This is a genomic window from Pseudoxanthomonas sp. OG2, assembly GCF_014192765.1.
Classification (GTDB): domain Bacteria; phylum Pseudomonadota; class Gammaproteobacteria; order Xanthomonadales; family Xanthomonadaceae; genus Pseudoxanthomonas_A; species Pseudoxanthomonas_A beigongshangi.
In genome coordinates, this window is sequence record NZ_JACHYM010000001.1 from 2845691 (window position 1) to 2857992 (window position 12302).

The following is a 12302-nucleotide window of genomic DNA, read 5'->3' on the forward strand; positions in this document are numbered from 1 at the left end:
CCTCCCCCTTTGCAAAAGGGGGACCGAGGGGGATTTGCTCCAGGCGCAGCCGGGCGCGCCCCCAGACCCGACATTAACGAAGCGGCAGGCTAGAATCCGGGGGAAGGAGGAACCGAATGTCCATCACCCTGGTCGCCGTGGTCGTCGCGCTGGTACTCGGGCACGTCGCGCCGTCACTGGTCACGTCGGTCCGTCAGTTCCATTGGTACGGACACTGGCTGCGCTGGCTCGACGAACGCTTCCCCGGAGACGGTTTCTGGCGCGGCCGCTACGGCATCGCGCTGGCGCTGGTGCCGCCGCTGCTGCTGGTCGGGTTGTTCCAGTGGGTGTTGCACGAGCCGCTGTTGGGCCTGGTCGGGCTGCTGTTCTCGGTGCTGGTGCTGGTCTACGCGTGGGGTCCGCGCGATCTCGACGTGGACGTGGAAGCGATCATCGATGCGCACGAGCCGGCCGCGCGTCGCGAGGCGATTGCCCGCCTGTGGCCGGATGGCGAGACCGTGGCCGCCGATGGCCCGGCCTTGGTGGAAGCTGTGTTCCGCAACGCGCTGCGGCGCTGGTTCGGGGTGCTGTTCTGGTTCCTGTTGCTCGGACCGATCGGCGCGCTGCTGTACCGGCTGGTCGCACTGACCGCCGAAGGCGAGTTCCAGCGCGCGCTGCCGCACGACACCCGCGAGGGCGCGCGCGCGCTGCTGTCCGTGCTGGAATGGCCGGTCGCCCAGCTGATGACCCTGGCGATGGCCCTGGTCGGCAACTTCGATACCGTCTTCCAGGCCTGGCGAGAGGCGCACGGCAACAGCCTGCAACTGCGGACCGGATTCCTCGGCCACGCCGCGCGCGCGAGCGTGCGCAGCGAACTGGCGGAAGAAGCCGAGGACTACGCGGAGGAAGGCATGGTCCAGGCCATGCGCGAACTGCCCGAGTTGCGCGACGCCATGAGCCTGGTCTGGCGCATCCTGCTGGTCTGGATGGCGGTGCTGGCCGTATTCGTCATCGGCGGCTGGGTCAGCTAAACCCGTAGGAGCGACGTCAGTCGCGACCGTGATCCCGACCGAAAGATCGGTCGAAAAACAATCATGTGGGAGCGACGTAAGTCGCGATATCCCGACGATATCGGAATGACAAGACAGCGCGTGGTTTTGCCAAGGGGGAAGTAGGCAGCGGCACTTCAAGGTTCGAAGCTTCGCGACTTACGTCGCTCCCACAAGGGGGATTGGATCAACCCGGGGCCAGCAGGGTGAAGGGAAACCAGGGCAAATTGCGGGCTATCCGCGCCACCTGAAAGGGTGGGCGCCGAAATCCGGGAACGCGCCGCAGCGCGTCCATGCCCATCCGCCAAAGCGGCTTTGGATCAACCCGGGGCCAGCAGGGTGAAGGGATACCAAGGCAAATTGCGGGCTATCCGCGCCACCTGAAAGGGTGGGCGCCGAAATCCGGGAACGCGCCGCAGCGCGTCCATGCCCATCCGCCAAAGCGGCTTTGGATCAACCCGGGGCCAGCAGGGTGAAGGGATACCAAGGCAAATTGCGGGCTATCCAATACGTTGGCAACACCACCAGCCAAAGTTTCGGTTCCATGATCACGCGCATCAGCGGTTCCAGTGCGCGTGGCCGCCATCCCTGCGAATGGGCCACCAGCAGCGGCACCATCGGCAGCACCAGCATCGCCAGCGGGTTCATGCCGAAGGCGCGGACGATGTCGCCGTGCACCAGCGCGTGCAGTGCGCGGGTCAGGCCGCAGCCGATGCAGTAGAAGCCGGTCAGCTCGCGGAAGATGCAGGGCAGGAACGGATTGCCCTCGACGTTCGGATCGAAATGCAGCAGCAGCCAGACGCCGGCGGGGATCAGCAGCGCGATCCCCGCCAGCGCGGTCCATTGCAGCGGTTTCAGGGCAATGGACACCGGAACTTACTGTTGCTGCTGGATCTGTTCCATCATCTGCATGTACTGCGCCATGCCACCGGTGGCCAGGACGTAGATGTTGAGCAGCAGGCCGATGATCGCCAGCGCGGTGGCGACCCAGCACCAGGTCTTGGCGTTGTTGGAAGCGCGGCGCGCGCCTTCCAGGTCGCCCTGGTTCAACTTGCTGTTGACCTGGCTGGAGAACACGATGGCGACGATGCCGACCAGGCCCAGCGGGCAGCACAGGCAGGTCGCCAGTACGGTCGAGATGATCGACCAGGCCAGATGGTTGGGGATGTTGGCGGGAGCCTGTTGCGGCAACGGGGGAACGGCACTCATCGGAGTCTCCTTGCAGTGATGAAGCGGGGTGGTCGGACCCTAGTCTAACGTCTGTACCCGCGATTCGTATGCGCGCCGTGAAGGTTCGATGGGGTCAGGCGTCGTCGCCACGCAGTCCGCGCACGATCACCTCCAGGCTCTCGGCGGTCGCGGTCGTTCCGTCCACCGGCGGCGCGGCCACCACCTCCACGTGGGCACGGAAACGGCGCGGTACCCGCATCCGGCCCAGCCGGCTGTCGCGGCGGCTCCACATGCTGCTCCACATGCCCTTCAGCGCCATCGGCACCACCGGCACCGGCCGCCGTTCCAGGATCTTCTCCACCCCCGACTTGAACGGCGCGATGCCGCCGTCGCGGGTCAGCGCGCCCTCCGGGAAGATGCCGACGATCTCGCCCTCGGCCAGGGCTTGGTCGATTTCCTCGAATGCGCGCCGCATCAGTTCCGGATCCTCCTTGGCCCCGGCGATCGGGATGGCCTTGGCGGTGCGGAAGATCCAGCTCATCACCGGGATGTTGAAGATCTTGTAGTACATGACGAAGCGCACCGGCCGCGGGATGCTGGCCGCCAGCAGCAGCGCATCCATGTAGCTGACGTGGTTGCAGACCAGCAGTGCCGGGCCTTCGTCGGGCACGTGCTTCTCGATGCCGTGCAGGCGCAGCCGGTACAGGAAGCGCACCAGCACCCAGCTCAGGAAGCGCATCAGGAATTCGGGCACCAGGGTGAAGATCCAGATCGCCACCACGGCGTTGGCAATGGCCAGCACCAGGAACACCTGCGGGATGGTCAGCCCCGGCAGCGGGATGCGGAATCCGCCCAGCGCCAGTTCCTTCATCTGCAGGGCGATGCCCAGCACCGCCGCCAGCACGATGTAACCGGCGTTCTGGATGTTCATGCCGGCGATGACCCGGGCCAGTTCCTGCTTCGGCGTGCGGCTCTGGATCAGCGCGAACAGCGGCACCACGAAGAAGCCGGTGAACAGGCCGATGCCGATCAGGTCGATGACGATGCGCCAGCTGCCGGGCTGCTGCAGGAATGCCGATACCGACAAACCGGCGACCGGCGCCACGCCGCTGCGGGCGAAGTACAGATCCAGCAGGAACGCGCTCATGCCGAACGCGCCCAGCGGCACCAGGCCGATTTCCACGGTGCGTGCGGAAAGGCGTTCGCACAACAGCGAACCCACGCCGGTGCCGATCGAGAACAGCGCCAACGGGAACACGTACCAGGTGCCGATGCCCAGGTTCAGATCGGCGTAGGTGGGGATGTTGCCGGTCAGCACGGTGCCGAAGAACCAGAACCAGGACACGCCCAGCACCGAGTTGCGCACCGCGACCTGCTTCTTGGCCAGGCGCAGGACCGTGCGCGATTCGGTCAGCGGGTTCCAGTTGATCTTCAGTTCCGGCGCCCCCGCGTCGGCGCGCGGAATCAGCCGGCTGACCAGGTTGCCGGTGATGGCAAGCAGGATGATGGCGACCGCGGCCACGGTCGGGCCATGGCTGCCGGCCAGGTTGAAGATCAGGCCGCCGAAGATCATGCCGATCAGGATCGACAGCGAGGTGCCCATCTCGACCAGGCCGTTGCCGCCGGTCAGTTCCTCGGGTTTGAGCACCGAGGGCAGGATGGAGTACTTGACCGGGCCGAACAGGGTCGATTGCAGGCCGGTGCAGAACAGCGCGGTCAACAGGACGATCAGATCCTGGGTGAGGAAGCCGATTGCGGCCAGCGACATGATCACGATTTCCATCGTCGTCGTGATCCGGATCAACTTCGATTTCTCCAGCTTCTCCGCGATCTGGCCGGCGGTGGCCGAGAACAGGAAGTAGGGCAGGATGAAGATGGCTGGCGCCAGGTTGGTGTACAGCGTCTTGTCCTGCGCACTGACGCTCATGAAACCCAGCAGGCCGATGATCGCCTGGCGGTAGACGTTGTCGTTGAACGCGCCCAGCGACTGGACCAGGAAGAACGGCAGGAAGCGCCGCTGTTTCAACAAGACGAACTGGCTGTGGCTGGACATGCGCCCTCCGTGGGTTGCGCGCAGCCTAGCAGAACGATGGGGGCATCCGGTTTACCGGGGGCGGCTTTCCGAGGGGGCTTGGGAGAGATGCTTTCAGACACCCCGCGCAAATCCCCCGTCACCCGCTGCGCGGGTGCCCGCCCCCTTTTTCGCTTTCAACAGCCGAATGGCTGGTCAAGGGAGCATTCACGTCCCCGGCAGTGGAGACACCGGGAAGGTGTGCACATTTTCGATAGAAGAGCATCCCCATGTGGTGATGATGGAAGATCCGGAATACCTCCCCCTTTGAAAAAGGGGGACTGAGGGGGATTTGCGGAGCTCGCTCCGCTGCCTTTCCCGTGCGCGAAAAGAGCGTTCGCTGCCGGAGCTCCTGGCAGCCGAGCAAGCTCGGCTCTACGCGGTGGGTTTTTCGCGTGCGATTGCGCGCCAGCCGATGTCATTGCGATGGAACTCCCCATCCCAGCCGATGCGTTCGACACCGGCATAGGCATTGCGCTGCGCGTCGCCGACGCTGTCGCCGAGCGCGGCCACGCACAGCACGCGGCCACCGCTGGTCAGCACTTCGCCGTTGTTGCCGGGGCGGGTGCCGGCGTGGAAAACCTTGGCCGGGCCGAGATCCGCGTCCAGGCCGTGGATGGCGTCGCCGGTCTTCGGCGTTTCCGGATAGTTCGCCGCCGCCATCACCACGCCCAGCGATGGACGCGGATCCCAGTCCGCCTCGGTGGCGTCCAGGCGGCCGTCGATGGCCGCTTCCACCAGATCCACCAGATCCGAGCGCAGGCGCAGCATCACCGGCTGGGTTTCCGGATCGCCGAAGCGCACGTTGAACTCGATCACCTTCGGCGCGCCATTGCCGTCGATCATCAGCCCGGCATACAGGAAGCCGGTGAACGGCACGCCGTCGGCGATCATGCCCTGCACGGTCGGATTGACCACTTCACGCATCACCCGATCGTGCACTTCCGGCGTCACCACCGGTGCCGGTGAATACGCGCCCATGCCGCCGGTGTTGGGACCGGTGTCGCCGTCGCCGACCCGCTTGTGATCCTGCGAGGTCGCCATCGGCAGTGCGGTGCGGCCGTCGACCATGCTGATGAAGCTGGCCTCCTCGCCATCGAGGAATTCCTCGACCACCACCCGCGCGCCGGCCGCGCCGAACGCGTTGCCGGCCAGCATGTCCTGGATGGCGGCCTCGGCCTCGGCCAGGGTCATCGCCACGATCACGCCCTTGCCGGCGGCCAGGCCGTCGGCCTTGATCACGATCGGCGCGCCCTTCTCGCGCACGTAGGCCAATGCCGGCGCGGTCTCGGTGAATACCGCGTAGTGCGCGGTGGGAATGCCGTGGCGGGCGAGGAAATCCTTGGCGAACGCCTTGCTGCCTTCCAGCTGCGCGGCGGCGGCGGTGGGTCCGAAGATGCGCAGGCCTTCGCTGCGGAAACGATCCACCACGCCGGCCACCAGCGGCGCTTCGGGGCCGACCACGGTCAGGGCCACGCCTTCCTGTTTCACCAGTTCGACCAGGCGATCGATTTCGGTCGCACCCACGGCGACGTTGCGGCACTTGTCCTCGCGTGCGGTGCCGGCGTTGCCGGGAGCGACCAGCACTTCGGCCACGCGCGGCGACTGCGCGATCTTCCAGGCCAGCGCGTGTTCGCGGCCGCCGGAACCGATGACGAGGATCTTCATGGCTGTCTACTCCGAAATGCGTGTGGACCCGCGGCGCGGATCAAGGAAAGGAAGGGGAATCGTGGCGTGCTCACGCCTCGGCCCCCAGGCGCGCGGCGGTCAGCCTGACGAAGGCCGGATCCAGCTCGCTGCCGACATAGCGCCGGCCGCTGCGCAGCGCGGCCACGCCGGTGGTGCCGGAACCGTTGAAGGGATCGAAGATGCGATCGCCGGGATCGGTCGAAGCCTCGATGCAGCGCAGCAGCAGTTCCACCGGTTTCTGGGTGGGATGGCGGCCGTGGCTCTTCTCGCCCTTGGCCGGCGCGGACAGGCGCCACACCGACTTCATCTGCTTGTCGCCGTTCTCCGCCTTCATCTTCCGGTAGTGGAAGCGATGCCTGCTCTTCTCCGTCTTCGCCGCCCAGATCAGGGTCTCGGTGGAATGGGTGAAGGTGCGGCAGGCCAGGTTGGGCGGCGGATTGGGTTTTTCCCAGGTGATGTCGTTGAGCAGCTTCATGCCCAGCTGCTGCATGGCGAAGCCGACCGAATGGATCACGTGGTGGGTGCCGGACACCCACAGGGTGCCGTCGGCTTTCAGCGCGGCCTGGCAGCGCTGCAGCCAGGCCAGGTTGAACTCGTGGTTGTAGGCCGGGCCCTGGCTGCGATCCCAGGCGCCCTTGTCGACCTTGACCATTTTCCCGCCATGGCAGGTGACGCCGCCGTTGGAGAGGAAATACGGCGGGTCGGCGAAGATCATGTCGAAGAAGCCATCCGGATGGCGTTCGATGATCCGGTCCAGAAGTTCCAGGCAATTGGCGCGGTACAGCAGCGCGCGACCGTCGGCATCGGCCCAGGCGAGCCGGTTGGGCGAGGTCGGGCTTGCGGCCAGCGTGCCCAGCCCCAGCGCGTCGGCCAGGGCGGGGGAGGTGGCGGCAGGCTGCGCGCGGGCCGGCACGATCAGTGCCGGAAGTGGCGCACGCCCGTGAACACCATGGCCAGGCCATGCTCGTCGGCGGCGGCGATGACTTCGCTGTCGCGCATCGAGCCGCCCGGCTGGATCACCGCCTTGATGCCGGCTTCGGCGGCGGCGTCGATGCCGTCGCGGAACGGGAAGAACGCATCCGAGGCCATCACCGAGCCTTCCACCTGCAGGTTCGCGTCGGCGGCCTTGATGCCGGCGATGCGCGCCGAGTACACCCGGCTCATCTGGCCCGCGCCGACGCCAATCGTGCGGTTGTCCTTGGCGTAGACGATCGCGTTGGACTTGACGTACTTGGCCACCCGCCAGGCAAACAGCAGGTCGCGCAGCTCGGCCTCGGTCGGCGAGCGCTGGCTGACCACCTTCAGCTCGTCCGCGCTCATGCCGCGGTTGTCGGAGGACTGCAGCAGCAGGCCGGAGCCGATGCGCTTGCTGTCGTAGTTGTTGAGGCCGGCGCCCAGCGGGATGCGCAGCACCCGCACGTTGGCCTTCTTCTTCGCGTAGTCCAGCGCGCCTTCCTCGTAGTCCGGCGCGATCAGCACTTCGACGAACTGGCGATCCAGGATGACCTTGGCGGTGGCCGCGTCGAGGGTGCGGTTGAAGGCGATGATGCCGCCGAACGCGCTGGTGGGATCGGTCGCATAGGCCAGTTCGTAGGCATCGCCGCAGGCCACGCCGACCGCCACGCCGCACGGATTGGCGTGCTTGACGATCACGCAGGCTGGTGCGTCGAACTGGCGCACGCATTCCCACGCCGAATCGGCGTCGGCCAGGTTGTTGAAGCTCAGTTCCTTGCCCTGCAACTGCTGGAAGGTCGCCAGCGTGCCCGGCACCGGGCCCAGGTCGCGGTAGAACGCACCGGATTGGTGCGGATTCTCGCCGTAGCGCAGATCCATCACCTTCACGAAGGTGGAATTCATCTGCGCCGGGAACTCGCTGCGCGCCGGCACCACCGCCGAAGCGTCGGTGACCGCGGACAGGTAGTTGCTGATCGCCGCGTCGTACTGGGCCACGCGGTTGAACGCGGCCACCGACAGGGCGAAGCGGGTCCGCGCCGACAGGCTGCCGTCGTGTTCGTCCAGTTCGCGCACCAGATCGGCGTATTGCGCCGGATCGGTGGCGACCGCGACATGGGCGAAATTCTTCGCCGCAGCGCGCAGCATCGCCGGGCCGCCGATGTCGATGTTCTCCACCGCCTCGTCCAGGGTGCAGTCGGCGCGCGCGGTGACTTTCTCGAACGGATACAGGTTCAGCACCAGCAGGTCGATCGCGCCGATGCCGTGCTGCGCCATCACCGCGTCGTCGGTGCCGCGACGGCCCAGCAGGCCGCCGTGGACCTTGGGATGCAGGGTCTTGACCCGTCCGTCCATGATTTCGGGAAAGCCGGTGACGTCGGAGACGTCGCGCACGGCCAGGCCGGCGTCACGCAGGGCCTTGGCGGTGCCGCCGGTGGACAGCAGTTCCACGTTGCGTGCGGCCAGGGCCTGCGCCAGTTCGATGAGGCCGGTTTTGTCGGAAACGGAAAGCAGTGCCCGGCGGACGGGCAGGCGTTGGTCGGTCATGGGGAGATGCGGCGGGAGGACCGCGGAATTATAGCCTCCCGGGCGGGTCGCTTCCCCCGTGGACGGGGCGGATCAGGCCGCGATCGGCGTGATCCGGCGTGATCGGGCGCGCTCAGGCCAGCCCGTAGTCCTTCAGCTTCTTGCGCAGGGTGGCGCGGTGGATGCCGAGCAGGGCCGCGGCCCGGCTCTGGTTGCCCTCGCAGTGGTTCAGGACTTCCACGAACAGGGGAATCTCCATTTCCCGCAGGACAATCTCGTACACGTCGTCGGCGTCGCAGCCGTCCAGATCACGCAGATAGCGGCGCACCGACTGGGCGACATGTTCGCGCAGCGGCGGACGGGGCGAACGGGGATTGTCTTGGCGGGTGGAAGCTGCGTTCACACGGGTTCCCGGAAGCGGAGGACGAAGCGCCCGCCTTGTGGTTGTGTTCTGCGGCGGGGGAGGGAGTCTAGCGCCAGTCGTGCGTCCGTGCACCCCGTTCGTCGCGGGAACGCGCGTTGGCGGCGCCGATCAGCGGAAGTCGAAGGAAAACGCGACCACGTTGGCACTTGGTTCGCGGACCCGCACGGCCACCTGGGCACTCTGCCCGGGACCGATGGTCGCCAGGGCCGCGCTGTCCCTGGGCAGGTACTCGGCCGGACGCAACGCGCGCGCCCCCAGGGTGCGCCCGTCGGCATCCTTCAGCGTCAGCACCAGTACCGGCCACGACTGCGCCCAACGCGCATCGTTGCGGAAGGTCGCCTGCGCCAGCAGCACGCCCGGCGCGCCGGGCACCGGACGCACGTCGCGATCGAGCATCGCGAACGCCTGCGGTTCGCGCCACGGCGGCAGCGAACAGCCCAGCGCGTTGCACAGCGACGCGAGCACCGGCCGCCAGCCGGCATCGGCGGAAAGGCGCGCGCGATCGGCCAGCAGCACCTGCAACACCAGCACCGCCGCCAGCACGATCAGCGTGGCCCATTGCCAACGCGGCACACCGGAAGGTACGCGTGCATGCGCCTGTCCATGCAGGAAGCTGGGCGCGCGCGGTGCCGGTCGCGCCGGAGCGTGGGCCGCCGACGCGGCGGCGGGTAGCTCGACCGCGTCCGGTTCGGTGATCGCATCGGCGGAAGATTCGGAGGAATCTGCGGATTCGGATTCGGATTCGGATTCGGCGATGGAGGATGCCGCCTCGACCTCGACCTCGACGGCGTCGTCTTCCGCCGGCCTGGCGACGGACGCGGGTGATTCGACCGTACCGGCTTCGTCGCGGCGCAGCAGGCGCGCGAGGCTGGGGCCGCCGTCGACCGCCGCGGCATCGGGCACGGATGCGGTCGCGCGTCCGTCATCCCGCGCGCCGGCGTCGCCCAGCGCGCCCCCGCAACGCGGGCAGTGCGCCGGGGCATGCTGCCCACGCGGGTCGGTGGCCACCAGATAGCGACAGTGCGGGCAGGCGATGAACATGCGGCCTATTCAAACATGCGGGCCGGGGCGCGCAAAGCCGGGCAGGCAGGGCCGGACCCGCGCGCACCGTCCAATCGGCGACGCCGTCCTGAGTGAAGCAGGCACCGCGGACGCGCATGTTCGACGCGCGCGCTTCCCCTTCTTCACCCCTGCCACAAGCGGCTGGGACTTCTGGCCGATGGCGCCACACCGGCGGGCTTCCTAGAGTGGTGATACCGGAGAGCCGCCCCGAGCTGAAGTTCGGCGGCAGCGCGTCGTTGCTGACGAGGAGCGGTGATGAAGTTTCGACTGGCCGGATGGTTACTGGCGGGATGCGGGTGGCTGGGGACGGCGCAGGCCGGAGAGTGTCCGGCGGCTATCGTCGGCAAGGGTGCGCAGGTGCCGGGCGCGGTGATCGTGTCGTTCCGGGACGCGCGGACGGACATCGATGCCTGCGGTATGGCCGATGTCGCAGGCCAGCGCACGATGTCCAGCGAAACGGTGTTCCAGGCCGCCTCGCTCAGCAAGCCGGTCACCGCGATGATCGCCCTGGCGCTGGTCGATGACGGAAAGCTGGATCTGGATCGCCCGTTGGCGGATTACCTGGATGGGCCTTATCGGCACGATCAGGCGCTGCTGGGCGACCAGCCGGTGTGGGATGTCGTCGAGGATCCGCGCCTGCGCAAGGTCACCGCGCGCCTGGTGCTGAGTCATCGCGGCGGGCTGCCGAACTGGGCGTTCGGCGAACCGCTGCGGTTCGCCGCCGAACCGGGCACGGAATGGAAATATTCGGGCGAGGGTTTCTCGTTGCTGGCGACGGTGCTGGAACACATCACCGGTGAATCGTTGCCGGCGCTGGCGGTCGAGCGGGTGTTCACGCCGCTGGGCATGCGCGACAGCAGCTTCGTCTGGCGCGACGACTATGCCGATCGCATCGCCACCGGCTACGACAAGCAGGGCAAGCCGCTGGAAGCGATGCGCTTCCGCCGCCCCATCGCGGCGGCCTCGCTGTACACCACACCGGCCGACTACGCGCGCTTTGTGCGGGCGCTCATGCTGGCGGTACCCGGCTCGGCGCAGGCGCGGCTGCGCGCGCGCACGGCCGAAGTGGATGCGGCCTACGCGCTGGGCTGGGGCCTGGGCGTGGGGCTGGAGGAACATACGCAAGGCGACTGCCTGTTCCATCACGGCATCAACAACGGCTTCCAGTCGTTCTTCATGGCCTGCCCGGCGCAACGGCGCGGGGTGCTCTGGTTCACCAACAGCGACAACGGCCTGTCGCTGGCGTCGGAGCTGCTGGAGACCTACCTCCCCGGTCCGCACCCGGTGCTGGGCTGGCCGACGCTGCGTCCATAGTCACCCCATGCGGGACGAATCCACGTGTTGCTTATGGCGCACGGTTGCGAAGCCCGGTCGCCGACCTTAGGCTCCAATGCGGGGACGAACCGGATCCGCTGGTTCGATCAGTGTCAGGGGAAGGAAGGGTGATGGGAAGGATCGCGCTGTTCGCGCTGCTGGTGTTGTTGGCGGGGTGCCGGGTCTCGTTCACGCCGTCGCAGGAAGAAAAGTTGCCCGCGCCCACGGCCGGAACCGCCGAGGAACGGGAAGCGGCGCGGAAGGCCGCCGAAGGCTATCTGGCCCTGATCGACAGCCAGCAGTATCAGAAGACCTGGGAAGAAGCGGGCCCGGCGTTGAAGGACATGACCAGCGAGTTCGTCTGGGTCAACACGCTGAAGCTGACGCGCAAGATGGTGCTTCCCGAGGGACGCAAGTTGCAGGGCTTCGGCTTCAGTACCCGCGTGGATACGCGGGTGCCCGAAGGCGAGTATGTCGTGGTGCAGTACATCAGGCGTGCGGACGGCGCGACCGGTACCGAGAAGGTAGTCATGCAGCGGCATGGGGGCCGCTGGATGATCATCGGCTACTTCGTCCACAAGCAGGTCAATTTCACCGCCGACGCGGGTTAGCACCGCACGGACCGGCCAGCACGCATCACTCGCGCTGCGAGAGACTCAGCCGGCGCGCGCTTTCAGGAACTGCTGCGCGGCCGCTTCCCAGTTCTGTCCGTCGAACGGAAACACTTTCAACGCCGACAGATCCACTTCGTCCACGCAGCGCAGGTTCACCACCCACATCGCCGGGGCGATACGGGGATGGCTGAAGGGGCTGACGCCGCAGTGCCGGCAGAAGTAATGGGCGGCGGTCTGGGTGCCGAACCGGTAGGTGCCCAGTTCGGATTCGCCGGACAGCAGGCGGAAATGCGCGTCGTCCGTGCCATGCCAGAGCGCGCCCTTGCGCCGGCAGATCGAGCAGTTGCATTCGATGGCGACGCCCACCTCGCCGTCGAACTCGAAGGTGATGCGTCCACAATGGCAACTGCCCCGATGCGTTTGCATGCCGCTCTCCCGCGCGTGATGCCGGA

The 12302-nt window shown here is 67.2% G+C and carries 12 protein-coding genes; 3 read left to right on the forward strand and 9 right to left on the reverse strand.

Going from position 1 to position 12302, the window contains the following annotated elements:
- Positions 1 to 116: 116 nt before the first annotated feature.
- A complete protein-coding gene (locus FHW78_RS12975) occupies positions 117 to 1010 on the forward strand; it encodes a cobalamin biosynthesis protein (RefSeq protein ID WP_183640943.1) in 894 nt (297 codons plus the stop codon).
- 471 nt (positions 1011 to 1481) lie between these two features.
- Here FHW78_RS12975 and FHW78_RS12980 read toward each other — a convergent pair whose 3' ends face one another.
- The 8 genes from FHW78_RS12980 to FHW78_RS13015 all read right to left on the reverse strand — a co-directional run bounded on the left by FHW78_RS12980 (position 1482) and on the right by FHW78_RS13015 (position 9901).
- Entirely contained in the window at positions 1482 to 1892 is a 411-nt protein-coding gene (locus FHW78_RS12980; RefSeq protein WP_183641417.1) for a DUF2752 domain-containing protein, read from the reverse strand.
- 12 nt (positions 1893 to 1904) lie between these two features.
- Positions 1905 to 2237: a CD225/dispanin family protein gene (locus FHW78_RS12985; RefSeq protein ID WP_183640945.1), complete on the reverse strand. Its 333-nt coding sequence runs from the start codon at positions 2235 to 2237 to the stop codon at positions 1905 to 1907.
- Between the two features lie 94 nt (positions 2238 to 2331).
- Positions 2332 to 4251 carry an MFS transporter gene (locus FHW78_RS12990; protein WP_183640948.1) on the reverse strand — a complete coding sequence of 640 codons (1920 nt, stop codon included), beginning with the start codon at positions 4249 to 4251 and terminating at the stop codon, positions 2332 to 2334.
- Positions 4252 to 4644: 393 nt separating this feature from the next.
- On the reverse strand, positions 4645 to 5937 hold the full coding sequence (gene purD, locus FHW78_RS12995; RefSeq protein WP_183640950.1) for a phosphoribosylamine--glycine ligase: 1293 nt from the start codon (positions 5935 to 5937) through the stop codon (positions 4645 to 4647).
- 70 nt (positions 5938 to 6007) lie between these two features.
- Positions 6008 to 6871 (reverse strand): site-specific DNA-methyltransferase, encoded by an 864-nt coding sequence (locus FHW78_RS13000; protein WP_218533332.1) that lies wholly within the window; start codon positions 6869 to 6871, stop codon positions 6008 to 6010.
- A 2-nt stretch (positions 6872 to 6873) separates the two neighbouring features.
- Positions 6874 to 8457, reverse strand: coding sequence for a bifunctional phosphoribosylaminoimidazolecarboxamide formyltransferase/IMP cyclohydrolase (purH, locus tag FHW78_RS13005; RefSeq protein WP_183640952.1), 1584 nt, complete (start codon positions 8455 to 8457; stop codon positions 6874 to 6876).
- A gap of 112 nt (positions 8458 to 8569) precedes the next feature.
- Positions 8570 to 8839 carry a DNA-binding transcriptional regulator Fis gene (gene fis, locus FHW78_RS13010; RefSeq protein ID WP_141454214.1) on the reverse strand — a complete coding sequence of 90 codons (270 nt, stop codon included), beginning with the start codon at positions 8837 to 8839 and terminating at the stop codon, positions 8570 to 8572.
- A gap of 129 nt (positions 8840 to 8968) precedes the next feature.
- Positions 8969 to 9901 (reverse strand): DUF3426 domain-containing protein, encoded by a 933-nt coding sequence (locus FHW78_RS13015; RefSeq protein WP_183640954.1) that lies wholly within the window; start codon positions 9899 to 9901, stop codon positions 8969 to 8971.
- A gap of 276 nt (positions 9902 to 10177) precedes the next feature.
- Between FHW78_RS13015 and FHW78_RS13020 the strand changes: the two genes are divergently transcribed.
- On the forward strand, positions 10178 to 11236 hold the full coding sequence (locus FHW78_RS13020; RefSeq protein ID WP_183640956.1) for a serine hydrolase domain-containing protein: 1059 nt from the start codon (positions 10178 to 10180) through the stop codon (positions 11234 to 11236).
- A 131-nt stretch (positions 11237 to 11367) separates the two neighbouring features.
- Positions 11368 to 11847: a DUF4019 domain-containing protein gene (locus FHW78_RS13025; protein WP_183640958.1), complete on the forward strand. Its 480-nt coding sequence runs from the start codon at positions 11368 to 11370 to the stop codon at positions 11845 to 11847.
- A 45-nt stretch (positions 11848 to 11892) separates the two neighbouring features.
- On the opposite strand, the gene FHW78_RS13030 is transcribed toward FHW78_RS13025, so the two are convergent.
- Entirely contained in the window at positions 11893 to 12276 is a 384-nt protein-coding gene (locus tag FHW78_RS13030; protein ID WP_183640960.1) for a GFA family protein, read from the reverse strand.
- Positions 12277 to 12302 lie beyond the last annotated feature (26 nt).

What these genes read in the sequence shown, in the direction of transcription:
- FHW78_RS12975 (WP_183640943.1), top strand. Translation starts at nt 117, where the DNA reads ATGTCCATCACCCTGGTCGCCGTGGTCGTCGCGCTGGTACTCGGGCAC.
- FHW78_RS12985 (WP_183640945.1), bottom strand. Translation starts at nt 2,237, where the DNA reads ATGAGTGCCGTTCCCCCGTTGCCGCAACAGGCTCCCGCCAACATCCCC.
- FHW78_RS12990 (WP_183640948.1), bottom strand. Translation starts at nt 4,251, where the DNA reads ATGTCCAGCCACAGCCAGTTCGTCTTGTTGAAACAGCGGCGCTTCCTG.
- purD (WP_183640950.1), bottom strand. Translation starts at nt 5,937, where the DNA reads ATGAAGATCCTCGTCATCGGTTCCGGCGGCCGCGAACACGCGCTGGCC.
- purH (WP_183640952.1), bottom strand. Translation starts at nt 8,457, where the DNA reads ATGACCGACCAACGCCTGCCCGTCCGCCGGGCACTGCTTTCCGTTTCC.
- FHW78_RS13015 (WP_183640954.1), bottom strand. Translation starts at nt 9,901, where the DNA reads ATGTTCATCGCCTGCCCGCACTGTCGCTATCTGGTGGCCACCGACCCG.
- FHW78_RS13020 (WP_183640956.1), top strand. Translation starts at nt 10,178, where the DNA reads ATGAAGTTTCGACTGGCCGGATGGTTACTGGCGGGATGCGGGTGGCTG.
- FHW78_RS13025 (WP_183640958.1), top strand. Translation starts at nt 11,368, where the DNA reads ATGGGAAGGATCGCGCTGTTCGCGCTGCTGGTGTTGTTGGCGGGGTGC.
- FHW78_RS13030 (WP_183640960.1), bottom strand. Translation starts at nt 12,276, where the DNA reads ATGCAAACGCATCGGGGCAGTTGCCATTGTGGACGCATCACCTTCGAG.